This window comes from Methanobrevibacter sp. TLL-48-HuF1, assembly GCF_023617305.1.
Classification (GTDB): Archaea; Methanobacteriota; Methanobacteria; order Methanobacteriales; family Methanobacteriaceae; genus Methanocatella; species Methanocatella intestini.
On the sequence record NZ_CP081485.1, the window covers coordinates 747,642 to 772,106 of the forward strand.

The 24,465-nt window shown below is 31.6% G+C and carries 25 protein-coding genes and 1 tRNA gene; 10 read left to right on the forward strand and 16 right to left on the reverse strand.

Translation table 11 applies throughout. The features are described from left to right. Nucleotides 1–6: 6 nt before the first annotated feature. From thiI to ftsZ, 11 genes are all read right to left on the reverse strand, one after another. A complete protein-coding gene (thiI, locus tag K4897_RS03655; RefSeq protein ID WP_250416755.1) occupies nucleotides 7–1,152 on the reverse strand; it encodes a tRNA uracil 4-sulfurtransferase ThiI in 1,146 nt (381 codons plus the stop codon). A 1-nt stretch (nucleotide 1,153) separates the two neighbouring features. After that, nucleotides 1,154–2,341 carry a potassium/proton antiporter gene (locus tag K4897_RS03660; RefSeq protein WP_019264519.1) on the reverse strand — a complete coding sequence of 396 codons (1,188 nt, stop codon included), beginning with the start codon at nucleotides 2,339–2,341 and terminating at the stop codon, nucleotides 1,154–1,156. Between the two features lie 118 nt (nucleotides 2,342–2,459). After that, the gene (alaS, locus tag K4897_RS03665; protein ID WP_250416757.1) at nucleotides 2,460–5,153 is read right to left on the reverse strand and encodes an alanine--tRNA ligase; all 2,694 of its coding nucleotides are present in this window, start codon (nucleotides 5,151–5,153) and stop codon (nucleotides 2,460–2,462) included. Nucleotides 5,154–5,330: 177 nt separating this feature from the next. Continuing rightward, nucleotides 5,331–5,636: a 50S ribosomal protein P1 gene (rpl12p, locus tag K4897_RS03670; protein WP_019264521.1), complete on the reverse strand. Its 306-nt coding sequence runs from the start codon at nucleotides 5,634–5,636 to the stop codon at nucleotides 5,331–5,333. A gap of 68 nt (nucleotides 5,637–5,704) precedes the next feature. Continuing rightward, nucleotides 5,705–6,712 carry a 50S ribosomal protein L10 gene (locus K4897_RS03675; protein WP_019264522.1) on the reverse strand — a complete coding sequence of 336 codons (1,008 nt, stop codon included), beginning with the start codon at nucleotides 6,710–6,712 and terminating at the stop codon, nucleotides 5,705–5,707. Next, entirely contained in the window at nucleotides 6,712–7,380 is a 669-nt protein-coding gene (locus K4897_RS03680) for a 50S ribosomal protein L1 (RefSeq protein WP_011954010.1), read from the reverse strand. Before K4897_RS03680 ends, K4897_RS03675 begins: the two co-directional genes overlap by 1 nt. A gap of 156 nt (nucleotides 7,381–7,536) precedes the next feature. Then, complete coding sequence (locus K4897_RS03685; protein ID WP_004032376.1) at nucleotides 7,537–8,019, reverse strand: 50S ribosomal protein L11; 483 nt, start codon at nucleotides 8,017–8,019, stop codon at nucleotides 7,537–7,539. Next, on the reverse strand, nucleotides 8,019–8,489 hold the full coding sequence (locus K4897_RS03690) for a transcription elongation factor Spt5 (RefSeq protein WP_004032377.1): 471 nt from the start codon (nucleotides 8,487–8,489) through the stop codon (nucleotides 8,019–8,021). The genes K4897_RS03685 and K4897_RS03690 overlap by 1 nt, the downstream gene beginning before the upstream one ends. Nucleotides 8,490–8,722: 233 nt before the next feature. Further along, nucleotides 8,723–8,902: a protein translocase SEC61 complex subunit gamma gene (locus K4897_RS03695; protein ID WP_019266457.1), complete on the reverse strand. Its 180-nt coding sequence runs from the start codon at nucleotides 8,900–8,902 to the stop codon at nucleotides 8,723–8,725. A 129-nt stretch (nucleotides 8,903–9,031) separates the two neighbouring features. Beyond that, nucleotides 9,032–10,000 (reverse strand): hypothetical protein, encoded by a 969-nt coding sequence (locus K4897_RS03700; protein WP_019266187.1) that lies wholly within the window; start codon nucleotides 9,998–10,000, stop codon nucleotides 9,032–9,034. Nucleotides 10,001–10,403: 403 nt separating this feature from the next. Then, nucleotides 10,404–11,537, reverse strand: a complete 1,134-nt coding sequence (gene ftsZ, locus K4897_RS03705) for a cell division protein FtsZ (RefSeq protein WP_019264524.1) — start codon at nucleotides 11,535–11,537, stop codon at nucleotides 10,404–10,406. An 830-nt stretch (nucleotides 11,538–12,367) separates the two neighbouring features. On the opposite strand from ftsZ, the gene mtrH reads away from it, so the two are divergent. Continuing rightward, nucleotides 12,368–13,309: a tetrahydromethanopterin S-methyltransferase subunit H gene (gene mtrH / locus K4897_RS03710; protein ID WP_019264525.1), complete on the forward strand. Its 942-nt coding sequence runs from the start codon at nucleotides 12,368–12,370 to the stop codon at nucleotides 13,307–13,309. A gap of 77 nt (nucleotides 13,310–13,386) precedes the next feature. On the opposite strand, the gene K4897_RS03715 is transcribed toward mtrH, so the two are convergent. Then, on the reverse strand, nucleotides 13,387–13,956 hold the full coding sequence (locus K4897_RS03715; protein ID WP_019266459.1) for a pyruvate kinase alpha/beta domain-containing protein: 570 nt from the start codon (nucleotides 13,954–13,956) through the stop codon (nucleotides 13,387–13,389). Between the two features lie 64 nt (nucleotides 13,957–14,020). Between K4897_RS03715 and K4897_RS03720 the strand changes: the two genes are divergently transcribed. The 7 genes from K4897_RS03720 to K4897_RS03750 all read left to right on the forward strand — a co-directional run bounded on the left by K4897_RS03720 (nucleotide 14,021) and on the right by K4897_RS03750 (nucleotide 18,176). Continuing rightward, the gene (locus K4897_RS03720; RefSeq protein ID WP_250416759.1) at nucleotides 14,021–14,878 is read left to right on the forward strand and encodes a coenzyme F420-0:L-glutamate ligase; all 858 of its coding nucleotides are present in this window, start codon (nucleotides 14,021–14,023) and stop codon (nucleotides 14,876–14,878) included. An 85-nt stretch (nucleotides 14,879–14,963) separates the two neighbouring features. After that, on the forward strand, nucleotides 14,964–15,485 hold the full coding sequence (tfe, locus tag K4897_RS03725) for a transcription factor E (protein ID WP_019264528.1): 522 nt from the start codon (nucleotides 14,964–14,966) through the stop codon (nucleotides 15,483–15,485). A gap of 6 nt (nucleotides 15,486–15,491) precedes the next feature. Further along, nucleotides 15,492–15,986 carry a TIGR00295 family protein gene (locus K4897_RS03730; RefSeq protein ID WP_250416761.1) on the forward strand — a complete coding sequence of 165 codons (495 nt, stop codon included), beginning with the start codon at nucleotides 15,492–15,494 and terminating at the stop codon, nucleotides 15,984–15,986. A gap of 2 nt (nucleotides 15,987–15,988) precedes the next feature. Then, nucleotides 15,989–16,903: a DUF5591 domain-containing protein gene (locus K4897_RS03735; RefSeq protein ID WP_250416763.1), complete on the forward strand. Its 915-nt coding sequence runs from the start codon at nucleotides 15,989–15,991 to the stop codon at nucleotides 16,901–16,903. A 204-nt stretch (nucleotides 16,904–17,107) separates the two neighbouring features. Further along, nucleotides 17,108–17,392, forward strand: coding sequence for an iron-sulfur cluster assembly protein (locus K4897_RS03740; protein ID WP_019266462.1), 285 nt, complete (start codon nucleotides 17,108–17,110; stop codon nucleotides 17,390–17,392). Nucleotides 17,393–17,482: 90 nt separating this feature from the next. Continuing rightward, nucleotides 17,483–17,557, forward strand: a tRNA-Ile gene (locus K4897_RS03745). A 103-nt stretch (nucleotides 17,558–17,660) separates the two neighbouring features. Beyond that, nucleotides 17,661–18,176, forward strand: a complete 516-nt coding sequence (locus K4897_RS03750) for a hypothetical protein (RefSeq protein WP_019264532.1) — start codon at nucleotides 17,661–17,663, stop codon at nucleotides 18,174–18,176. Here the strand turns inward: K4897_RS03750 and K4897_RS03755 are convergent. Next, the gene (locus tag K4897_RS03755) at nucleotides 18,170–18,445 is read right to left on the reverse strand and encodes a HypC/HybG/HupF family hydrogenase formation chaperone (protein ID WP_004032388.1); all 276 of its coding nucleotides are present in this window, start codon (nucleotides 18,443–18,445) and stop codon (nucleotides 18,170–18,172) included. The two genes, K4897_RS03750 and K4897_RS03755, sit on opposite strands and share 7 nt — an antisense overlap. A gap of 92 nt (nucleotides 18,446–18,537) precedes the next feature. On the opposite strand from K4897_RS03755, the gene K4897_RS03760 reads away from it, so the two are divergent. After that, nucleotides 18,538–19,839, forward strand: a complete 1,302-nt coding sequence (locus K4897_RS03760; protein ID WP_250416766.1) for an NAD(P)/FAD-dependent oxidoreductase — start codon at nucleotides 18,538–18,540, stop codon at nucleotides 19,837–19,839. 2 nt (nucleotides 19,840–19,841) lie between these two features. Here K4897_RS03760 and K4897_RS03765 read toward each other — a convergent pair whose 3' ends face one another. The 3 genes from K4897_RS03765 to K4897_RS03775 all read right to left on the reverse strand — a co-directional run bounded on the left by K4897_RS03765 (nucleotide 19,842) and on the right by K4897_RS03775 (nucleotide 23,022). After that, complete coding sequence (locus K4897_RS03765) at nucleotides 19,842–20,888, reverse strand: glycosyltransferase (protein WP_019264534.1); 1,047 nt, start codon at nucleotides 20,886–20,888, stop codon at nucleotides 19,842–19,844. Between the two features lie 6 nt (nucleotides 20,889–20,894). After that, entirely contained in the window at nucleotides 20,895–21,857 is a 963-nt protein-coding gene (locus K4897_RS03770; protein ID WP_019264535.1) for a hypothetical protein, read from the reverse strand. Between the two features lie 103 nt (nucleotides 21,858–21,960). Continuing rightward, nucleotides 21,961–23,022 (reverse strand): mRNA surveillance protein pelota, encoded by a 1,062-nt coding sequence (locus K4897_RS03775; protein ID WP_250416767.1) that lies wholly within the window; start codon nucleotides 23,020–23,022, stop codon nucleotides 21,961–21,963. A gap of 46 nt (nucleotides 23,023–23,068) precedes the next feature. On the opposite strand from K4897_RS03775, the gene K4897_RS03780 reads away from it, so the two are divergent. After that, entirely contained in the window at nucleotides 23,069–24,379 is a 1,311-nt protein-coding gene (locus K4897_RS03780; RefSeq protein WP_250416769.1) for a prephenate dehydrogenase, read from the forward strand. Nucleotides 24,380–24,465: the final 86 nt, after the last annotated feature.

Here is a 24,465-nt window from a genome sequence, read left to right on the forward strand (position 1 = left end):
AAAAGATTAAACAATAGAATTAAAGGCTTTTTCAATAGCTTCTTTTTGATTCATTGCCCTGCAAGCCTCTTCAACCCTGTCAACATCTGCTTTTGTTTCAGGATATCTTGGAACTGCATGACATCCCCCATCATCCAATTTAGAAATTTCAAAAGTTCCGATATCTTCAGCTATTCTGGTAATCTCCAATTTATCCAGACCTATTAACGGACTTAAAATAGGCATGCCAACACCATGACGGGTAGCTAATATATTAGACAGTGTCTGTGAAGCAACCTGGCCTACACTGCTTCCGTCTACAATAGCAAGTGCACCGTATTTATGAGCTAATTTCTCAGCTATCTGATACATTCCTGATTTGCATAAAACACAGGTCATTTTCTCAGGAGCGCAATCCTTAGCCTGCTGCAAATACTCACCATATTTAACAACTTTTTTTGTAATGGGAACTCCTTTTGCATAGCTTTGAAGCTGATCAATTATTTTATCAAAGTTTTCATGAACTTTAGGACCTGTAAATGGAGCATTGTCACAGTGAAGTGCTATAACCTCACAGCCTCTTTTCATCATAAGATAAGCAGCCACCGGAGAATCAATACCGCTGGAAACCAAAACAACTACCTTTCCCTGTGTTCCCAGTGGAAGGCCTCCTGGACCTTCAATTTTTTCATGGTAAATAAAAGCTTCATCATCCCTTACTTCAACATATATTTTAAGTTCAGGATTTGTTAAATCAACAGGACATCCCACTTTTTTAACAACTACAGAACCGCAAAATGCAGCCATTTCCTGAGATGTGAAATCATGGGTTCCAACCCTTCTGCATTTTATGGCAAATCTGGTATCTTCACCTATAAATCCTTCACGAAGAAGACCGTCCACATATTCACCTAATGTTTTTTCAATATCTTCATAGTTCCCATATGTTGAAACAGCCGGAGAGTAAGATACAACACCAAATACCTTATTTAAATTTTCTAAACACTCGTCATAGTTTTTTGGAAAGATATATATTCTTCCCTGGTTTCTGTCAACTTCACAGTCAATAGCTGCTTTAATATTTTTAACTAATTTACGCTCAAAACGTGCCCTTACTTTTGAACTCTTTAAACCAATTTCACCATAACGTGCTATAACTACATCATAATTCATATTATTCCTCTTTTAATACTTTAAGGTGTCCAGCCATAAATTTAAGAGTGGATCCCTGTACCAGTACTGAAATACAAGTAACAACCATTACAATATCAAATATCAGCTGTGCATTATAAATACCATGTACCAACGGATAAAATGCAAATACAATAGGCACTGCCCCTTTAATTCCTGCCCATGAAACAAATGCCTTTGAAGGTCTGTCTATATCAAATGGAGCTAAAGATATTAATACTGCAATTGGTCTTGCCACAAATGTCAGTATCATTGCAATCCATATTGCCGGAATCAGAACAGGTATAAGTTCCTTTATTGATGAAAATGCACCAAGCAATACAAACATTACAATTTGCATAATCCATGCAATACCTTCGAAAAATGATAATTGCGTATATTTATATTTGATTTTGCAGTTACCAATTATTACTGCTGCAAGATATACTGACAGGAATCCGTTTCCCCCAACAACTTCAGTAGCTGCAAAAGAAAGAATAGCTGCTGACAACAGCAATACAGGATACAATCCTTCAACACTTAATTTAATTCTTGCAAGTAATTTTGAAAATCCTTTACCTAAAATTGCACCCATTACTAATCCTAAAGCTAATGATTTAAAGAAATTAAATACCAAAAGCAGTATGGAAGTTTCAGGATGCATTATCAAATAAATTACTGATGTTACAAGTATATACGCCATCGGATCGTTTGTAGCACTTTCCAGCTCAAGCATATGGTCCAAATTATCTTTAATATGTAACTTTTGTGTTTTGAAAATTGAAAACACTGCCGCTGCATCTGTAGAAGATATAATTGAACCTATTAAAAATGAATCCAGCCATCCCAAACCGAATAACAGATGAACAAGTATTCCTACAACCATTGCAGTAATAAAAACCCCTATGGTAGATAAGGAGATTCCTTCCCAGGTTACCCGTTTAATGTTGGCAAGTTCAGTATCCAGACCTCCCGAAAACATAATAATAATCAGGGCAAATATACTTATCGATTGAATCAGGTTATAATCCGCTATTGATGAGGATATAAATTGATTAGTGTCTAAAATTAAACCTACAATTAAAAAAATCAATAATGCCGGAACACCGATTTTAGCTGTGAATTTACTTAACAATACACAGACTAAAAGTAAAAATCCTATAAACAACAGTACTAAATGAACATCAAACATACATATCAAATTATTTTAAAAAAATTCAGATTTATATCGCCGCTGCTAAAAATATAACAGCTCATATAAATCTTTAATTTTAACATTTATAAGCATTATTGTTAAAGACCCTATTTAATTAAATAAGGTCAATAGCAGTATCTAATGCTTCATTCATATTTTCACATTGAGGTCCTGCTCCCTGAGCAAGAGTTAGACGGCCGCCACCGCCGCCACCAAGAACATTTGCAGCTTTTTTAATTATTTCATTTACTTTAATGCCTGCATCAATAGCCCTCTGGGAAGCTGCACCAACGATTTTACCGTCATTGTTACCCATTAAAACAACATCAGCCTTGTCATTGTCTGTAAAGTCAGTTGCAATTTTTTGAAGCTCTTTAAAATCAGCATCAATTAACTGTTTAACAACTTTAAGACCTTTGATTTCACTAACATCATCAGCTAATGAATTCATTTTTAAACTGGCTATTTCAGACTTTAACTTGTCAATTTCATTTTTCTGTGCTTTCCATTCCAAAAAGAATCTGTCACATGTTTTTGGAAGCTGATCATTATCAACCTTAAAGATTCTTGAACTTTCACGAAGCAGTTTATTTTCATTTTGAATGGAATCAACTGCAGCTGTACCTGCTGAGAAATCAATCCTTTCAACACCGTCCTGAACCCTTTCGGTTTTATTGATTTTAATTGGACCTATATCTCCAGTTCTTAAAACATGAGTTCCTGCACAGGCCTGAACATCAATACCTGGTATTTTAACAACACGAATTGACTTGCCCGGTACAATACCGCCCTGATAAAGTTTAAATCCATATAACGATTCTGCTTCATCTCTTGTATAAAATTTAATATCCAACTCAATGTTGTCCATTACATATTCATTAGCTAATTTCTCAATTTCATTAAGTTCCTCTTGAGAAATACGTTTATAATGAGATAAATCTATACGTGATCTGGATACTCCTTTTTGAGCACCAGCCTGCCAGATATGTTCTCCCAAGATTTTACGGGCAGCTGCTACAATCAGGTGAGTTGCTGAGTGATGGCGGGCTAAAGTTATTCTTCTGTTCCAGTCAATTTTACCTTCAACTTTTTTACCGACAAATTTATCTAAATCAATGTCACCATCTACATGATGCAATACCACATCGTTGACTTTTTCAGCATAATTGATATTGATTACATTACCGTCAACAGAAATTGTACCTGTATCAGAAGGCTGACCTCCACCTTCAGGATAAAATACTGTTTTATCAAATACCAGTGTGTTTTTACCGTCTTTTTCAACTACTCCTAAAACTTCTGCTTCAAATTCTTTCTGATTAAAATCTTTGTAGAACAGTAAATCAGTTTCAGGATAATCAATTTCAAAAGATTCCTTTTTATTGGAGGTGTCTTTTTCATGTGCTCCTGCTACAAGAGTAAAGAAATTATCAGGAACATTTACAGTGAAATTATCTCCAGCTATTTCAACAACTGTTTCCGGAGGAATTCCATGAGCATCATATAAATCCATTAACATGTCCAAAGGCATTTCAGTTTTACCTTCTTTTTTAAGTCTTTTAATGGATCTTTTAACAATACTGGTTCCTTTTTTAATAGTAGATTTATATCTTTCCTCTTCAAGAGAAATAATGTTCATGATATGATTTTCAGAATCTTTAATTTCAGGATAAAATTTAGTTAAAAATTCAAGCTGAATTCCCATAACCTCTGCCAAAGACTCTTTCATGTTTAATTCTTTCATGAAACGGACAGTTCTTCTTAAAACTAAACGGGCCAAATAACCTTCTTTTACATTTGAAGGAATAATACCGTCAGCCAGCATGAAAGCAAGACAGCGGGTATGGTCTGCAATAATATAAATTGCTTCCATAGGTTCGGCAGATTCTAAAAGTTCATCTAAAGTAATGCCCAAACTATTAGCTACCTGTTGACGAAGCTCTTTAATATCTCCAATATCCTCAATATCCATCATACCAGCTATCTGAGCATTGCGGGCCAAAATCTCAGTATTGACTTTAACATCAGTCAACTCTTTTAATTTATCAACTACCGGAGCGAAACATGCATCATAAGCAGTAGGAGTTCCCTGAGAAATCCAGGCGATTCTTTCCAAACCGTAACCGGTATCTACAACTTTAATTGGAATTTCTTCTTTTTCACCATTGTCTAAAGTTTTATATTGGATGAAAACCAAAGTAGCTAATTCTACACCACGGACACAAACTTCATAACAAGGTCCTTCATTACCTCCTCCGCTCCACCATGATTTGATAAAGCAGATTTCCTCAGTGCTGATTCCGATATATTTGAAGAACTCATGACAAAGTCTTATTGTTTCATCTTCCCAGTAAATAAAATTTTCTTCAGTATTTATTACAGTATGGGATCCCATTGTAAAACAGGTCATGTGTCTGCCGGTTCTTCCGACATTATCAACATCATTTAAACGAACAGAAGGCTGTTCAATTTCTAAAGGATTTGCTGGAGGTTTAACCATACCGGAAGTAACCCATGGCTGGAAACAGAATATAGAAGCTCCAACTAAAAATACATCATCTCTCCATCTTTTAGCTAAAATAGGATATCTCTTAATAGGAGTATGTCCCTCTTTTTCTAAAAATTCTCTGAAAACTTGTTGAATTTCATATAAAGTATAAGGTTTATCAGTTGCAGGATTTCCAATAAATTCATATTCATCACATGGAGCATCCCCACAGGTATCCCTGTCAACTTGTGCGTAAAATTCATGTCCACAAGTTTTACATTTTTGTTTTTTATAACCAAGTTTATCGAATATTTCAAGCATTTCAATCAATTTAAAATCTATTTATTATAATTTACTATTTGTTTTTAATATAATAAATATATTTTTAGAAAAAGTAATTACATTAATAAGTGCTTAAAATAAGTGTTAAGTTGAAAATAAGTTTTAATTAATAAAAATAGTAGTTAATAAAAAAGAAAAGAAAAAGATAGAAAAAATCTATCCGAATAAAGCTCCTAAACCAGCTGCTGCTGCTTCTTCAGCTTCTTCTTCCTCTTCCTCTTCCTCTTCCTCTTCTTCTACAGCTGCTTCAGCTGCTGCTGGAGCTGCTGCTGCAGGAGCTGCTGCCATAGCAGTAGTTTCCATTGCTTCATCAATGTCAACATCTTCTAAAGCTGCGATTAATGCTTTAATTCTAGCATCGTCAGCGTCAATTCCTGCTGCTTCTATAATACTTTTAACATTTTCTTCGTTAATATCTTTATCTGCACTGTGCAAAATCATTGCCGCATATATATATTCCATGTTATCACCATTAGTTTTATAATCTAATTTGTAAGGTTTATAATAATAAAAAATTTTAATTAATTATTTTAACCGAAGAGAGCCCCTAACCCAGCTGCTGCTTCTTCTTCTGCATCTTCTTCCTCTTCTTCTTCCTCTTCTTCCTCAACAGTTTCTTCAACAGCAGGAGCTGCTGCAACTGCTACATTAGAAAGTTTTTCAGCTAATTCATCATCTAAAGCACCTTCAGTACCTGATACTTCAGATGCTAAAGCTAACATTTTAGCTTGTGCGAGACCAATTATTGGCTCTGAGGTTTCAGAAGTCATTATTGCTGCATCAACACCAACATTGATTGCTCTGGTGTAAGCAAGAGTAATGATTGTGGAAATAGTTTCCTCTGTAGGAATAGCTGCATTAACAGACAAGTTGAATGCACTTTTAAATGCATTTTGAACATCTGCTAAAGTTTGTTCTTCGTCGATTGCGAGTACTTCAGAAGTATAAATTGCTTCTTCTTCGTATACTGCTCTTAAATCAATCCCAACTTCCATAGGATTAATATCCATTCTTGATAAAGTACTTGCAACAGCAGCAGATACTTCTTCACCTGCTTCTACAAGAACTGTTTCTTTAGAAACAACAATTTTACCTTTATCAATTTTAGCTGGAATTCCAACTTGTTGTAATTCACCGAGGAATGGACCTGGTTCAAAACCTGTGTCTCCTTCAGGTATAACAATATCATCAGTAGCAATAGCGCCCGGTTTAGCAGGAGCTGAAGTTTTACTGTCTTCTAATATTTTATACAATTTGAAAGGATTCATTTCAGTTGCGATAACTGCAACTTGACCTTCCATATGCTCTGATAAATCAACAATGTTGTTTTTACTAGCATTACAATCTTCGAGAGCTAAATCAATAAGATTCTTTTTTGACATTCTGATGACAGCTTTGTTATGAAGAGATTTCCTCATTTCTTGGAGCTGTTTTGCTGGAATGTTTAATAAATCAACAATTCCGATAACATCATATTTATCAATTAAAGATTTGAGCTCATTAACTTCTTCTTTTTTCCATTCAGCAACATGAGCCATTAGATCACCCTCACTATTGGACCCATAGTTGTTTTAATAAACATGGATTTAATTTGATTTCTTCCTTTATCTAAATGGCGGTCTAAGACTGTAAGAACAGTTTCAATATTTTCAGCTAAATCTTCATCTGACATATCTTGGCTTCCAACAATAATCTGAATAGCAGGTTGTTGTTTGATACCAACTTTAACTGTGCTTTGTAATCTTTCTAAAAGAGGATCTAATTTGATACTAGCTGGCACTGGTTTTGGCATTTTATTACGAGGACCAAGAATTGGACCTAAAAATCTACCAACAAGTGGCATCATATCAGCTTGAGCTATAAAGAAATCAACAGAGTTTGCTGCTTTTTTAGCTGCTTTTCTGTCTTTTCCTAACTCTTCTAAATCCGCTTTATTAATCACAAGAGCGACACCAGCATCTTTAGCTTGAACAATAAGTTCCCCATCAGCTATGACTCCGATTTTAACTTCTTTGCCACGGCCGTTAGGAAGAGTAACTTCCTCATTAAACCTATTTTCTGGTTTTTTGACATCTAAGTCGCGAATATTAACAATCATATCCACAGACTGTGTGAAGTTTCTCGGCTTTGATTGTTCTTTTGCCTCCTTCACCGCTTCTAATACTTCTTGTGTCATATTATCCCCCATGAACAAATAAGTGTTCATTGGATTATTTTTTTAAATTTGGTTTCATGAGTAATCGATTAAAGAAAAAATTCTTCTTCGATTGCATGAATTAAACAGTATATCAATTATAATCGCAATTATAACATCATATACACTGTTTTATAAGTTTAAATTTTAAATTTGAATAGACAATGTTTATTCAACTAAAACATCATCGTATTTTCCAGCATCAACATCTTTTTGTGCTTCTCTTGGGTCTTTACCATCAACAGAAAGTCCCATACTTACACAGGTTCCCATTACCTCTTTGACACCTGCTTTGTAATCATTAGCTAATAATGAATCAAATTTCATTCTAGCTATTTTTAAAGCTTTGTCAATAGGTAAATCAGCTACAATATCTGCACCTGGTTCATGAGAAGCTTTTTCAATGCCGAGTTCTTCCATAATGAGAGAAGTAGTTGGAGGAGTACCAATTTCAATTTCAAATTCTTTAGTATCTCTATCAATGCTAACTTTAACAGGCACTTTCATTCCTGCAAAGTCTGCACTTTTATTATTAATTTCTTCAACTACTTGCATCATGTTAATACCGAAAGGTCCTAATGCTGGACCTAATGGAGGTCCAGGAGTTGCGCTTCCGCCTTCGATAAGAATTTCAACTGTATCTTTAGCCATCAGTCAGCCTCCTTTTGAATAATTCTAATTTGATCAGCTTTTACAGTAACCGGAATCGGTACTGCTGCTTCTATTAACTCTAGAACTACTTCTTCACGTGATTCATCAATACGAACCACTTTTGCTCTTTCTCCTTTAAACGGACCAGAAATAAGTTCAACAACACTTCCTTTTTGAATAGAGGAAATGATAGGTTCAGGTTTCAAGAATCTTTTAGCTTCTTCAAAAGTAATTCCGTGTTTACCTTCGACAACACCTCTTAAATGAGGTACTTTAAGATCAGGATTCCTTAAATCTATTTTTGTTGAAGATTCTACTAATATATATCCTTTTAAAGATTCTGGGACAAGAATTGCAGAAATACCTATGCCTTCAACACTGATAGCTTTATGAGCTAAAAGTCTAGCAACATTTCTTTCCTGACCTGCAGAGGTTTTAAGAGCATATATGGAACTATTAGCATCTTCCATGAAAAAATCACCTATTTTTAAGTTAATAAAATCATATAGTTAAGTTAAAAGTTATTATAAAAACATAATTAAACAAGAAACGAATCATGAAATAATTAGATTCTTATAATATCTATATCTATATTGATAATAGTATTTAAAGTTTTCAAAAAATTAAATTTTGAAATAAAATTAATATTACAAATTAAATTTTATTATAATTTCTTGAGATTAAATTATGCAAAAATGAATAATTATAATCCTATTAATTCACCGATTAATACAATTACAAAACCAACAGCACCAATAATAGCAATTCCAATTGCTACAATTTTTGAAAATTCCAAATATTCTTCTTTGTCTGGTTTTCTTGATACTTTTAATACTCTTTTACAATCTTTAATAGTTTTATCAAAACGTTCTTGAACATTCATATTAAATACCCTTTAATAAAAAACTACAGAATTTAATCCCATAGTAGTGAATTATAATAAAATAATAGTAATGAAATAATTTTTAATTTTATTTATTAATAAAGTTTTCTATGAAATAAAAAGGCACTGTCAATAACTTTGGTGATGAATGCCTCGGAAGTTTCTCTGCACCCAGTATTTGGTTTTGAGAGAAAATCTTGTCCTAGCTCCTTCAAAAGTTCTTAATGTTTTTTTAATATGCTTAGGGAAAACTTTTTGAAAGAAATTTTCAATTTTATTACTTGTAGTTGGAACATTACTATTTTCAAGATGAAATGTTATTGTTTTAAAGTAAGGAATGATGAAAAACCACAATAAATTAAAAATAACTTTCGGCAAATTGTTTTGTATACTAATAAGATAATCTCTACCTTTTTTAGCAGATTCTAAATCATTAGCATCTAAAACATCAAAAACTAATTGTTTACAATAATTTAAGTATTCCAATTCTTCATCAGAATAATTATTTCTTTTTTTATCCTCTCTAATGTTCCTGTTTATCTTTTGTTTTGTGTGAAACATACAGAATTGATGTCTAACCCCAACTTTTTCAATTGCTGGATGATACTCATCTTTTAAATCAGATACAATACAAATCTTAGGCTGATTACGTAGGGAATCATCTAAAAACTTATATATAGTTCCAATATCCTCTGATTCCACCAGATCCATAGAAACAACAGAATTCAATTTAACATCAAATAAGACTAAAAAATAGTTCCAAACACCGTTAATTTTAGTCCAAAGACTATCAAACAAATAATATCCAGAATAAGATTCATTCACACTTATATCATCATTTTCATCAGATATTATGCAAGATTCAATACTTTGATGTGAAATATCTACATTGAAGAATCTTTTGAGCATATACTGAATTTTATAAATACTATTTCCAGAAACAGAGTATATTTCATTGATATATTCTATTACAGGCTTTGTAATATTGCAATTTTCATCAACAATAGATTTAATATCAGTATAAAAAATTTTACCACATTTTTTACATTTATATTTCTGAATAATACATTTTTGTTCTCCAACATTTAAAAAATACAATTTACGAACATAATTCCCATTTTTAACAACATTTGAGGAATAACAATCAGGACAAAATGCATATTTATATTTAAAATAAAAATTACCATGTTTAGTAAGCCTAATTAAATTATCATCCGAATTTAAACATCCATTGCTTAATTTCTCCCCATAAGATTCATATTCAGAAAATTCTTCAAAAAAATCGAAAAGTTTAAGTTATTTATCCTCCAATATAGAACATGGAGCTTTTATATTGTCTTTATTCATATTAATATATTAGCTCCACTTAATATATTAAATTTACTATCTTATTTTAAAAAATAAAACCCAAAAAAGCATTTAAAAAATTTTTTGAAATTAAAAATTAAAAATTCAAATCACCAAAGTCCTTGACAGAGCCAATAAAAAAAGAAAAATGGAATTAGAATATTCCATCAATGAAATCATCTAATTGATCTTCATTAGAAGTAGTTTCCTGAGAATCTTCAAAATCATCATCATTTACAGAGCTGCTGTCTTTAGATTCAGAAATTCCTGAAACAACAATAGTTGTTCTAATAGTATTCTCCAAGCTTTCATCAATTTGAGCTCCCCAAATAATGTTAGCTTCAGGATCTAATTTATCAGCAACAACCTGTACGATTTTTTCTGATTCATGTAAAGTCATGTCAGAACTACCTGCAATGTTAATTAAAGCACCAGTAGCATTGGAAATGTCAATGTCTAATAATGGGCTGCTTAATGCTTCATGGACAGATTCTAATGCTCTGTCGCCAGAATCAGATTCACCCATACCAATCATAGCCATACCGGAACTGCCCATAATACTTTTAATATCAGCAAAGTCCAGACTTACAAGACCGCTTTTAGTAATCAGTTCAGTAATACCTTTAACTGCTCTACCTAAAATTTCATCAGAAACCATGAATGCTTTGTTTAAAGGAAGGTTTGGTGCTACTTCCAATAATTTGTCATTTGGAATAATAATTACAGTATCTGCTGCTGATTTAAGTTTTTCCAAACCGTTTTCTGCATTTTCCCTTCTTCTAATACCTTCAGCTGAGAAAGGCATAGTAGCTACAGCAACAGTTAATGCACCTGCTTTTTTAGCTAATTTAGCAATGATTGGTGCTGAACCAGTACCGGTTCCTCCACCAAGTCCGCAGGTTACAAATACCATATCTGCACCTTCAAGTTCATCTCTAAGTTCATCTTCTGTTTCTTCAGCACATTCTTCACCAACAGAAGGATCTCCACCAGCACCTAATCCACCACATGTTTGTTTTCCCAAGAGGATTTTTTTACTAGACTGGCTATAAAATAAATCTTGAGCATCAGTGTTTACAGTAATTGTTGTTGCTCCTTCAATACCTATTTCATTTAATCTAGAAATAGTATTATTACCTGCTCCCCCAGCACCAACAACAAAAATATTAGTTTTATTTTGTTTAAATAATTTTATTAAATCATTGTCAATATCTGAGGAAATTTTTTTAGGTGCTTTCTCTTCCATTCTTTCTTCGGATTCTTTGATTGCATCATCTATAAATTTCACGAGTTAACCCCACATACTCTTTAAATATGTTAACTATTTTTGTAACAACTAATATTTAAATGCCACTACTTTTTAAATTTTAATTAGAAAAAACTAAAATAAATCCATTTGGCATATAATTTAGCTATGAAATGAAGTATAATTATCTAAATATTTTAAATATAACCGAAATACAAGATTAAAATCAAAATAAATTTACAAAAAAGAATAAAAGGAATTTAAGTATAAAAAATAAAAGTTCAAAAAATTAAAACAATCCAAATACTATTAAATTTGAATATCTTAATTATAACCATCTAATACAAGAAATATTTAATTACAAATGTATAATTAAGTAAAATAACAAAAAATATAAATTAAAATAAAACATTGAAAGAAATTATTGGATTTTTTATTATTAATCATGATTAAATATTAACTTATTGAAAATAGTGACATCATACCTTCTATTTTTGAAAAAAGACAAAACAAATCTATTTTAAGTTAAAAAATTGAAAAAAAATAAAATTATTTAAAAATAAAATTAAATAAAAAAATTAAATAAAAATAAACAGTTAATTAAAAAATAAAAATAATTATTGAATAAAATACAATAGTTTTATATATGTCTAAACATTATACTATTAAATAATCTCAAAGAAATATTGAAAATAAGCTAATTAAAAAGAATATTTAATGAATATTATTTAATAAAATTAAGATATTTTTATAAATTTATAATGATGTTCAAAATTTTATTATAATTTTATTAAAGAAAAATGTAGTTTTATTAAATAATATTTGATAATTCATGTATCTTCGAGATTACAAAAACAACAAAGGTAATTTAAATGTTTAAATTTGATAAAGAACAAACCGTATTTGATTTTGGTGGAGTAAAAATGGGTGGACAACCAGGAGAATATCCAACAGTTTTATGTGGTACTATTTTCTACGGCGGACACAACATAGTTAACGATGAATTAACAGGAGATTTCGATAAAGACAGAGCAGACAAACTTCTCACTGACATGATTGAAATGTCTGATGTAACTGGAAACCCTTGTATTGCTCAAGTTTTCGGACAAACTGAAGAAGCTATTGTAAAATATCTTGAATTTGTTGGAGACAACTATGAACTTCCATTTCTTATAGACTCCACTTCCGGAGATGCTAGAGTAGCTGGTGCAAGATATGCTGATGAAGTTGGTTTAACTGAAAGAGCTATTTACAATTCCATTAATATGTCTGCAGAAAAATCTGAATTAGAAGCACTTAAAGAAACTGATATTGACTCATCCATTATCTTAGGATTCAACCCAATGAACAGTACTGTCCAAGGAAAAATAGCTATGTGGGAAGACGGAGATGACGGATCTTACGAAAAAGGTTTACTTGAAGTAGCTGAAGACTGCGGTATTACTAAATTTATGATGGATACTGCTGTAACTCCATTAGGACAAGGTGCAGGTATTGCAGGTAGTGCTACTTTTGCAGAAAAATCCAAATGGGGATATCCAGTCGGATCAGGTATTCACAACATCCCATCTGCTTGGGACTGGTTAAGAGATTACAAAAACGAAAGCGGAAATAAAACTGCATTTACTGTTTGTGATATTGGTGCAAATATTCTTCAAGTAATGGTTGGAGGAGACTTTGTTTTATTTGGACCTATTGATAATGCAACAATCTGTTTCCCAGCTATTGCTCAAACTGATATGTTTATTGCAGAAGCTGCTGCAGAACTTGATACTGAATCTATCGAATCACATCCAATTAATAATCTATTATAAAAAATAATAATTACCTATTTTCTATATTCCATTTAACCAATAAACCATCACCATTAAAAAAAAATAAAAAAAAGAAGCTATTGACGAGGCATAGCTATAATTTCATGAATATTTAAATCAAAAACATTAGTCATGTTAGCCGGAGTTAAAACAAGTGCAGTGTCAACACCATGTGCACGTCCACCAACAGCTATGATTTCTTCATCAACAGGAATTAATCCCGCATCTGCAGCCATAATGGAAATTTCACAAGCTACTTTTACACCATGTGAAAACATACGAAGAGTATCAGCTATAATATCCGGAGGATTTATACCCCCTAATTTATTAGTGATTCCGCGACCAACTCCACTAAATGCATGGGATCCAATAAAAGTATCAACACCTTTTTCTTCAAGTTCATCAATCATTTCATCAGTTATGTCAAGTTCATTCGGTCCGCTGAATCCTGCATGATGGCTTACATTGATTATTTGTGCATCTCCTTCAATAGCATCTGCTAATTTTAAAGCTGATGCACCGGATGCTGAAGCAATAAGAATATATCTAATCTCATCAGATTCATCTAATCTTTGTTTAACAAGAGAAATTAATTCATCAGTATAATCTTCTCCTTCTTTTTCAAAATATGTTATAGATTTTTCCATTGAAATCACCTTAAATAATAATAAATACAATATATTATTTATATTGAATAGTTGAAGGAATTTTATGAGTAAGGATTTGGAAAATATTAAACACATAAGCAATGGAGACTACTTTGTAATACCTATTGAAACCGGATATATCAAGCCTAATGAAAATTTAAATTCAATTATAAATCCTGCAAAAGAAATTATGGAAGACGGGGATTATTTAGTAATAGCTGAAACACCGATTTCAGTTTCACAGGGAAGACTGGTTGATGAATCCAAATACAAACCATCACTTAAAGCCAAATTTCTTACAACGGTCTGGAGCAAATATTTATGGGGATATGTCTTCGGACCTCTTTTAGGAATTAAAAAAAGAACCATTAAAAACTTACGAAGACTTCCTAAGGAAACTTATGCTCATAAAGAAGTAGTTTTACAATTATATGGTTTAAAACATGCCCTAAAACCGGCATCCGAAGCTGGAATTGATTTAAGTAATGCTCCTGGAACTTGTGTATCCCTGCTTCCTGAAAATCCTCAAAAAGTAGCTAAACAACTGAAAGGAGAAATTGGAAAAGATGTTTGTGTAATGATTATCGACACTGATGCAACATATAAAAAGAACGGGAAATATTTCACAGGACTTCCAATAGCTATTGACGGTATTGAAGCAAACAAAGGTGTAATCGGCTATGTTAAAGGACAGTTAGGTGAGAATATGGGATCAACACCATTAGGCTGCAGTGAAAATATCAGTGTTGAAGAAGGTTTAAAAATGGCCAATATTGCTGAAGACTATCAAAAATCATTAGCTACTGAAATGTCAACAATACATAGTGTCAAATCTGTTTTAGGAACTGATGAAAACAATGTAACTATAGAAGCTCTTGATTCAATAACTCATACCCCTGCTGTAATTATAAGAAAGAAATAATATTTATAGTAGAAACTACATAAATAAATCATTGATTATTACATTATTATTTTTTTAAAATCAAAGCATTTTTAGGAGAAATTAAATGATAGATGATCCCTTAGTAAAAACCTTGTTAACCAGTGTTGTAGAAGATGAAAGTAATTTAGCTATTGTTCAGGCATTAATTGAGGGCGTTGAAACAGATGAAGCAATTGCTGAAAAAACCGGAATTAAATTAAATATCGTTAGAAAAATCCTTTACAAACTTTATGATATAGGATTGGCTACTTACAAAAGAAGTAAAGATCCGGAAACACAATGGTTTACTTACTCCTGGAAATTTGAAGAACAAGAAGTAATTAATCATATTAAAAAGGATTCAGAAGAATGTCTAAAAATGCTTAATAATGAACTAGAAAAAGAAGAAGATACAATGTATTTTGTATGTCCTCAAGGACACATCAGACTTGATTTTGAAACTGCTACAGAATATGATTTCATCTGCCCTGAATGTGGTGATGAATTAGAATTCTTCGATAATACTGGCTTAATTAAACAAATAAAAGACGATATCAAAACTGTTGAAAGCAATTACAAATCTTTTACCAAAAAGGTTGATGCTTAAGATAATATGGAATTAAAAATTTTAAAACAAGAAGAAACACCTGAAAATGTAATTGAACATTCCAAAGCAGTTTATAAAAAAGCGATGGTGATTGCAGCTAATTTTAAAAATGCTGATAAAGATCTTATTAAAAAAGGAGCATTGTTACATGATATTGGCCGGTCCAAAACCCATGGCATAAATCATGCTGTTGAAGGGGCGAAAATAGTTAAACAATACGGTTATCCTGAAGAAGTTCAAAATATTGTAGAAAGACATATTGGAGCAGGTATCACTGAAGAGGAATCTGTTAAACTTGGCCTTCCTAAAAAATCATACATTCCACAAACAATTGAGGAAAAGATAGTTGCACATGCCGACAATCTGCTTAGTGGAACAAAAGATGTGGACATTGATTTTGATATTGCCAAATGGAAAAGAAAAATAGATAAACCTGAAGAAAATATTAAACGATTAATTGAATTAGATAATGAATTAATCAAAGCATTTGAGGATGACTAAATATGAAAGTAATTTGTTCAAGCGAAGAATCATTATACAGACCCGAAGCAGTAAGATGGCGTCAAAGAATGGAGTTAATGAAACCTCTTGGAGATACTGTTGTTTTATTGCCCTGCAGTATGAAAAAACCTTACTCCAATTCCAAATCCCACCAAAAATTTAGAAAAGTGACAAGATCATTTCAGGAGCTTATAATAACATCACCTTTTGGAATTTGCCCAAGAGAATTAGAAAATACTTTTCCAATTCAGTCATATGATGTTGCAGTAACCGGTTCATGGTCCCAGGATGAAATAGATGAATCTGGAAAGCTACTTGAAAAATATGTAAAAGGCAAAAATGTCATAGCTAATGTTCATGGAGGCTATGAAGAAGTCTGCAGACAATATCTTGATGAATGTACTTACACTTGTAAAGATGGACGTCCAACTTCACCAGATTCCATTTATAATTTAAGAATGGAACTTAAAGAACATAAAAGGAACAATAGAAGAGATAAAGTTTTAAATGAACTTAAATCAATAGCTACTTACCAATTTGGAAAAGAGGGAAACAAACTTATTCCAGAGGATGTTAAGACAAAAGGAAGATATCACAGAAAAATAATAAGCAACGGAAAACAGATTGCTTTATTAAATCAGGACACCGGATTGTACAGACTTAATTTAGCCGGTGGAGAAATATTAAAAGATTTAAACATCAATGTTGTCAACATTGACTTTGATTTGGAAACAAATACAGTATTTGCTCCGGGAATCAGAAAAGCCGATCACAATATCATACCTAATGATGAAGTGGTTGTTGTCAAAGATGATGAAGTCGTAGGTGTCGGAAAGGCAATATTAACCGGCCGTGAAATGGAACAGTGCAATAATGGTATTGGTGTCAAAATAAAACACAGAGTAAAAAACAACTAAAAACTTTTATTTTTGAAAATTTAAATTGAAAGTCTTTTAAAATTGAAAATGTATTATAAAATTTAGGCATATCAAAAATATATAAATCAACTGCTTAAATTTTCTTATTTTATTGTTAAACAAAGCATAAATCCAAATAATTACTTATAAATATAACAAAACCAAATAATATTAACAAGTTCTAAAAATTAGGAGAAAAAAGATATGTCAGAAGATTTAGTAAATGATATTAAAAATGCTGTTTCAGTAATTAATGACCCTCATATGGGTGTAAGTATTATAGAAATGGGGATTGTACAAGACATTATTGTCAATGATGATAAAGCAAAATTAATTATCAAACCAACAAACCCTGGTTGTATGAGTATTGTCCGTATTGCAGCTGATGCAAAAACTGCAGCTGAAAATGTAGATGGCGTCAACAAAGTTGAAGTTCAAGTTGAAGGTCATGCTATGGCAGACTCAATTAATGAAATGTTAAACAAATAATCAGTGAAAAAACTAGAATAACCGAAAAGGTTATATATAGTAACAATCATAAGTATAAGTGTTGCTTACATCCTAGCGACACATTATCATAGGCTAGTGGCACAGCTTGGTTAGCGCGCTCGGCTGATAACCGGGAGGTCATGGGTTCGAATCCCATCTAGCCTACTTTAAAACTATTTTTACTAACAAACTTTTACCTATAATTTAAAATACTAATTTTTATATACTAATTCTAACTAAAAATTACATCAATGTACAAAAAGTTGGAATGATGATTAAAATGTGGGAAAAGATTAACGAAAAATTCAAAAAATATCCGGCACGTATGAAAGTAGCTGAAAAAATGATTGAATTAGGATTATCTCTAAACAATGACGGGAAAATATATTGTGGTAATCTTAAAATAAGTGATAAATCACTAGCTATTGCTGCAGATGTTGATAGACGAGCTATTAAATCAACAATTGAAATAATTCAAAATGATGAGGATCTCTTTAATATCTTCAACAATGTTTTACCTGCTGGAACTCTTTTAAAAAACATAGCTAAAAATTTGAATCTTGGAGTTATTGAAATAGAAGTTGGAGCGCAAAACGAAGGGATGCTGGCTGCAATTACAAAAATAATTTCAAAAAAAGGTATAAACATAAGACAGGCTTATGCTGAAGATAATGAACTTGAAGAAAATCCAATTCTTACAGTAATTACAGAAAATCCAATAGATAATGATTTAATAAGTGAATTTTTAAAAATAAAAGGAGTAAATAGAGTATCAATTTATTGATTTAAATCAGCCATTCTAGCTTTTTCCATTTCTCTATCTTCTTCTTCAAGAACTTCTAAAAGTTCTTCCCAAGCTTCTAAAGATTCTTTAGCTGCTTCTTCAGATAGTTTTTCTATTGCATAACCAGCATGAATAAGTACATAATCACCAATCTCAACATCTGGCAAGAGATTAATTTTTGCTTCCTGTCTTACTCCTCCGAAATCTGCAAATAAACTTTCTTTTTCTCTGTTGATTTCAACAACCTTAGCAGGTGCTGCAATACACATAATTTTCTCCCTCTTGTAAAATTAATTCAAAAATATAATATATTATCTATAATAAATTAAACCTATATATAATTATCTATGAGGTTGTATAAATGAAAAATATTGTTATCGGTTCTGGGCCTGCAGGAAGATTAGGGTCTTTAGAACTCGGAAAACTAGGTAAAGAAGTTACTTTAATTGAAAAAAATCACATAGCAGGAACCTGTCTAAATGAAGGTTGTATGGTTATATGTGCATTAACAGACATTACCAAATTTATTGAAAGCAACAACAGGTTCAACAGCTACGGATTCATTAAAAGTCAGCTAGATATTTCATATGAAAAAATAGTAGAAAAAATCACTGAAACTCAAAAGGCACTTAGAAAAATAAATGAAGAAGAAAATGAAAGTGCTGGAAACAATATAGTTTATGGTGAAGCTGAAATTAACGGCAATCAAATTGAAGTAAATGGAGAGTCATTTGACTGGGATAACCTATTAATAGCTACCGGTGCACGTCCTTTCATCCCAGACATTCCAGGCAGCCAATACGGTTTAACTAACAGAGATATTCTAAAAATAGATAAGGTTCCTGAAAAATTAAACATTATAGGTGGAGGAATCATAGCTGTTGAAGTAGCTAATATTTACTCAACACTTGGAAGTGAAGTTAACATAATAGCCAGATCCGAAGCATTGAAGGAAATTGACAGTGATATCAAAGATTATATTTTTAAAAATCTGCTTTCCAAAATAAATCTTATAGAAGACACCAAAATTGTCGAATGTGAGAAAAATAAAGTAATTACCAATAAAAATGAAGAACTGGAAGGAGTTCCTTTTTTTGCAACAGGAAGAGTGCCAAATTCAGAAATAGCTAAAGAAATTGTTGAGTTAAATCATGACAATACCATAAAAGTTAATGAAATGATGGAAACTAATGTGGAACACATATATGCAGCAGGTGATGTTACTGGAGGATATCAATTAACACCAGTAGCTAGAATGGAAGGTATAACAGCTGCAAGGAATATGGCCAACTACCCGAATAAAGTTGTTTACCATGAGATTCCACAAACCTTAAGTTTGAACACTGAAGTAAGTTTTGTTGAAGATGAAAAAAATAACTGTTCTGATGAAAATAAAGTTGATATCGGAATCCCCGGAATAGCAGGACCTGGGGCGTTTTGGAAAATATTAAGTGGAGATACAGGTTATACAAAAATATCTTTTGATAAAAAGCAAAACAAAATTAAAAAAATAACTTCCATATCACCTTCTTCAGTCAGTGATGTTGCATATTTATCTTATTTAATGAGAATAAACTCACCATTAGATGCATATGGAGACTTTTTAGAAATACATCCTTCAACAGATGCAAATTATAAAATTATAAAAAATATGTGGTTGTAAATTTATTTAACCACATCAATTATTTTTTGAGCTAAATTAGATTTAGTTTCTAAAGATTCTTTAGCATACTTAACAGCATTCTTTTTAAGTTCATCAAACTCATCAAATGCCTTGAATATATTGTCATTTAAATTATCAATGTCAGATTCTATAATAGCTCCCTTAAATACACCTGCCATATTATGATATCTTCCCCATTTTACTTTTGTCAGTGTTACAATAGGAAGTTTGGAAGCTATTGTTTCTTCAAGCAATACCCCATCATCAGTTAAAACAGCTAAATCAATATAAGTAAGTAAATGACTCATCCAGTCAATGTAACCTAAATAAATTACATTATCATTTAAATCATCCAGATAATCTTCTTTTAAAGGCAAACCAACCAATAATATATTGTATTCATCAGTAATTTTAGCAAAATTATTAGCTCCATTTATTATTCCTTTAAATATTGAAGATCCTGAAGAAAACAATATTGTTTTTTTATTTTCATCGAATTTTGGAGATTCTTTTAATTTTTCAAGAGCGATTTTGTAATCACCATTACCGACACCTTCACTTAAAGGATATAAAGTATGTTCTATATTCTTTGGAAGTTGTTCAGGTAAGAAATATTTCATTTCCGGCAATGAATAACATTGATTAAATTTAGGACATATTTTAGAATCTAAAGGAGTGGATATTATTGATATTCCGGGTTTACCTGCTAATTTAGCACCAACAGAACCTACAATAGCTCCTCCACCAATAACCCCTACAACAAAATCAACATTTAGTTTTTTAATAAGACTCCTTGCTTTAAATGTTGCAGTTAACATTTTAAATGCTGCTTTAATAGAAGAAGCTTTTGTTGCAGCATGACCTCCAGCTTGGGGAATTTTTATTTTATGCCATGTCCTGCCTTTTTTCTTAAATAACAAACCTGGTGCAGACTCATCTAATGCAATTTCACATTGAACTCCTTTAGCTTCAAGACCTTCAATTATATTATATGCTATAACTGAATCGCCGCCAAGTCCCCTACCTGTAATTACAATTAACGCTTTCATGATATTTTAACTCCCATCAAGTCTTACTTTATATGCATTGTTCTGTTCATTACTGCCATGAGTTGGAGCATAAGGATTATAAAGAAGTCTTCTAAATCCTAATTTTATTAAAAATGGATTTTCTACATCATACTGTTTTGTTTTTAATATAATTCTTCTAAATAAATCTCCCAATCCTCCACCAGTTAAAACATCCATGAAAAAATCTCCAAATGTTGGATTTAAAATGCCCAATCTTTGATTGAAAAATATTTTAAGGGTACTTCTTCTAACAAATGCTGTAAGACATACAGTCACAAAAGATAAAACAATTAACCACCAGAATCCTCCAATCAAATAGAAACAAATTCCTAATGCTATTGCAAATGAATGATTCCCAACTTCCCCCAACATGATTTTTCCAGCAAAATCCAATGGAGAATATGCTATACAAACAATTATCAATAATAATGGAGTATAAATAGCCGGTAATTCTGAAACTTGTGGAGATCCGGCAATCAGCATACAGATTATAGTTACAACAGACATAATAACTGTAACCATACAGGTTGATCCCGGCTGCATATCAGAAATGTTAATTGGCTGTACCAATAATGCAATGAATATTGAAGATATTCCAAATCCAAAATAGAATCCTGCAATCATAACAAAAAGCATTCCTACGCCTCTGGAAATTTGACCCCATTCAATACCAATTGGAGAAGGAGTTCTTCCTAAAACATCATCAAAAAATGCAAAAAGACCCATAATTAAAACTAATGTATTATATTTCGGTAAGAAAAAGAAACACAGTATAATAAATGGAACTAAACCTATAGCTCGAGGAATTCCACCACGTACATTTGGATATAAGTTACCCAAATAACCTTTTTTACCAAAAAAGCGAAATACCATATTTAAAACCAGCGAACCTACAGCTGATAAAATAAATACAATAATAAATGCTTCAATCATACCTGTATACAACATGTTAATCACAGTTTTTCAATTAAAAATGTAGCCAATTTTTAATATTGTTACTAGTTATAACTTATAATAATTAATATTATATAAATCTTATTTAAAAAAGAAATTAAGCTATTTCATATCTTAAAATAGCCGCCATACTTCCCAAACCCTTAAGTTGCTCCCCACCTTCATGCTGGCTACTGATAACCATCACTTCACCATTCATATTTTCAACCATGTCCATTAAATTTCCCATGTCATTATTGGCTACTGCAGAATCCAATATTAATAATTGTTTAACTGCACCAAGGTTTATTGCTTTAACAGTTTCTTTTTCACCATAAGCCACCTTAGATGAATTTTTACCAATTTCTTCAAGAAGATGGTTAATAGCAACCATTTCACTAGCTACCCTATTTTCCACAGTTAATTTCTCAACTGTTCCTTTTTTAAGAACTTCATGGATTCCAACTCTTCCTCCAGAACCAGTACTTTCAATAACAGCCTTAGCAGCCAGATCCTTATGTTTATTTTTAATATAATCATAAAAATCATTTTTAACAAAACCCGGTCCTGCAACTACAATATTTTGAATATCATTGAATTTGTTAACTGATTCAATGACTTTTTCATAAAATTGAGCAATTGCTTTTGAGCGGTTTTTATCCACAATACGTTTTCCTGAAACTGCACCTTTAATCGGGCCGTAATATTCAATACCGAATTGTCTCATTAGACCTAAAGTAGCTGTGTCATCTTCTAAAAGAACAATAATTGCAGCTAATTTTTTAGATGCTTCAATAGCCTGATTAAGTCTTTTTAGTGCCCAATTCGTCCATCTTTCTTTTTTAATGGTTATTGGAGTGTTGAGTTTAACTTCAACTGTATGGTGTGAACCTAAAGGAATAAGGTCTTCCGGACCTTTTGTAATTACCCCAGTAAATCTTAATTTTCCAGTAAAAATATGAAAAGTGATATTTTCAACATCAATTCTTAAAGTGAATGTTTTTTTAACTCCCCTATCACTTCTTAACTTATCTCCGGTATTGTCCTGAATACGTCGGGTAGTTTTAGAGGATATGCTGTCTCCAACTTCTACAATATGAGATAAATGCCATAAATCATCAAGGGTTTCTGGAACTAATGTTACAATTCCTTCTTTTTTATCTTGTTTTACAATTTTCATATTTTCACATCTTAATTATTTATATATCTGATAACTTAAATTATTAATGATTAAAATGAAAGTTGGAATAATAGGTGGAAGTGACGGTTTGGGAAAAACCCTCATTTACTTTTTAAGAGATGATTTTGACGTGATCATAAGTGCAAGAGATCACAAGAAAGGAAGAAAAATAGCTAATGAATTAGGTATTGAATATATTGAATCAAACACACAGTTAGCTGAAATGTGTGATGTGGTAATTGTATCTGTCCCTATTCATTTCACTCCTGACGTTATTCGTGAAGTGGCTCCGTTTATGAGAAAAGAATCCTTAATGGTTGATGTAACATCCGTTAAAGAAATTCCAAGCCAAACTATGAAAGAATCATTACCTGATGATGTAGAATATCTTCCAACACATCCAATATTTGGTCCGAGAACTACCGAACTTGATAATCAGGTAATTGTTTTAACTCCTGATAAAAAAGGAAAATGGTTCGACAGAATCTACAGTTATTTAGATAGTAAAAATATGAGAATAATTGAAACTACTGCTAAAAAACATGATTACATGATGAGTATTGTTCAAGTTTTAACTCATTTTTCATTTATTTCAACTGCATCAGCTATGGAAAAGCTGAAAGTAGATATTGGAGAAACTGAAGACTTTGAAAGTCCGATTTACAATCTTATGATTGATATGATTGCAAGGATTGTAGCACAAAATCCTTATTTAACCTATTACATCCAATCAATGAACAATAACGGTCCGAAAATAAGAAATACTTTTGCAGAGGCAGTTAACGAACTTAGAGATGTTATAAATAATGGTGATGAAGAAAAATTTGTTGATTTAGCCATTAAAGCTACCAAAAATATGGGAGATATCAGAGGAGCATTAGGTAGAAGTGATAAAGCCATTAATTCACTAAATCATGAACATAGCTTACTAAACCAATCAATCGGTAAAGAAATTGGCTTAAAACATATTTACTCAAGAAAAATCCATGTGGGAATTTTAGAAAAAGTTGATAAAGATACAGCTATCTTAAAAAATGGAAATAAAACTAAAAAATTAGTTGTAGCAAACATTGAAGTTTTAAGTGACAGTGAACTTTATGACTGGAAAGTCAGGAATTTAAATAATAAAACCGAATCAATAAGCTGTGTTTTCCCAATACGTGTTGATAAACATGTTATTTTAGATACAATAACTAATTTAGACAATATAATTGATGCAAAAATCACGGATATTTATCAGGGTCCCCAAATTAAAAAAGATGATGTCAGTTTAACTTTTGAGGTCACTGGCCTTTACAAAGACAGCATTGAAAATGTTAAATCATTGCTAACCGGATTTGGTGGAATCATAAGATAAATTAGTTCGTTTGAATGTATACGAAACAAATTCATTATTCGAATACATCTCCAAATTACTTATTTTTTAAAAATAATATATTATAC

Coding starts and splice junctions, on each gene's coding strand:
- thiI (WP_250416755.1), bottom strand. CDS start 1,152: ATGAATTATGATGTAGTTATAGCACGTTATGGTGAAATTGGTTTAAAG.
- K4897_RS03660 (WP_019264519.1), bottom strand. CDS start 2,341: ATGTTTGATGTTCATTTAGTACTGTTGTTTATAGGATTTTTACTTTTA.
- alaS (WP_250416757.1), bottom strand. CDS start 5,153: ATGCTTGAAATATTCGATAAACTTGGTTATAAAAAACAAAAATGTAAA.
- rpl12p (WP_019264521.1), bottom strand. CDS start 5,636: ATGGAATATATATATGCGGCAATGATTTTGCACAGTGCAGATAAAGAT.
- K4897_RS03675 (WP_019264522.1), bottom strand. CDS start 6,712: ATGGCTCATGTTGCTGAATGGAAAAAAGAAGAAGTTAATGAGCTCAAA.
- K4897_RS03680 (WP_011954010.1), bottom strand. CDS start 7,380: ATGAACACTTATTTGTTCATGGGGGATAATATGACACAAGAAGTATTA.
- K4897_RS03685 (WP_004032376.1), bottom strand. CDS start 8,019: ATGGCTAAAGATACAGTTGAAATTCTTATCGAAGGCGGAAGCGCAACT.
- K4897_RS03690 (WP_004032377.1), bottom strand. CDS start 8,489: ATGGAAGATGCTAATAGTTCCATATATGCTCTTAAAACCTCTGCAGGT.
- K4897_RS03695 (WP_019266457.1), bottom strand. CDS start 8,902: ATGAATGTTCAAGAACGTTTTGATAAAACTATTAAAGATTGTAAAAGA.
- mtrH (WP_019264525.1), top strand. CDS start 12,368: ATGTTTAAATTTGATAAAGAACAAACCGTATTTGATTTTGGTGGAGTA.
- K4897_RS03715 (WP_019266459.1), bottom strand. CDS start 13,956: ATGGAAAAATCTATAACATATTTTGAAAAAGAAGGAGAAGATTATACT.
- K4897_RS03720 (WP_250416759.1), top strand. CDS start 14,021: ATGAGTAAGGATTTGGAAAATATTAAACACATAAGCAATGGAGACTAC.
- tfe (WP_019264528.1), top strand. CDS start 14,964: ATGATAGATGATCCCTTAGTAAAAACCTTGTTAACCAGTGTTGTAGAA.
- K4897_RS03730 (WP_250416761.1), top strand. CDS start 15,492: ATGGAATTAAAAATTTTAAAACAAGAAGAAACACCTGAAAATGTAATT.
- K4897_RS03735 (WP_250416763.1), top strand. CDS start 15,989: ATGAAAGTAATTTGTTCAAGCGAAGAATCATTATACAGACCCGAAGCA.
- K4897_RS03740 (WP_019266462.1), top strand. CDS start 17,108: ATGTCAGAAGATTTAGTAAATGATATTAAAAATGCTGTTTCAGTAATT.
- K4897_RS03750 (WP_019264532.1), top strand. CDS start 17,661: ATGATGATTAAAATGTGGGAAAAGATTAACGAAAAATTCAAAAAATAT.
- K4897_RS03755 (WP_004032388.1), bottom strand. CDS start 18,445: ATGTGTATTGCAGCACCTGCTAAGGTTGTTGAAATCAACAGAGAAAAA.
- K4897_RS03760 (WP_250416766.1), top strand. CDS start 18,538: ATGAAAAATATTGTTATCGGTTCTGGGCCTGCAGGAAGATTAGGGTCT.
- K4897_RS03765 (WP_019264534.1), bottom strand. CDS start 20,888: ATGAAAGCGTTAATTGTAATTACAGGTAGGGGACTTGGCGGCGATTCA.
- K4897_RS03770 (WP_019264535.1), bottom strand. CDS start 21,857: ATGTTGTATACAGGTATGATTGAAGCATTTATTATTGTATTTATTTTA.
- K4897_RS03775 (WP_250416767.1), bottom strand. CDS start 23,022: ATGAAAATTGTAAAACAAGATAAAAAAGAAGGAATTGTAACATTAGTT.
- K4897_RS03780 (WP_250416769.1), top strand. CDS start 23,069: ATGATTAAAATGAAAGTTGGAATAATAGGTGGAAGTGACGGTTTGGGA.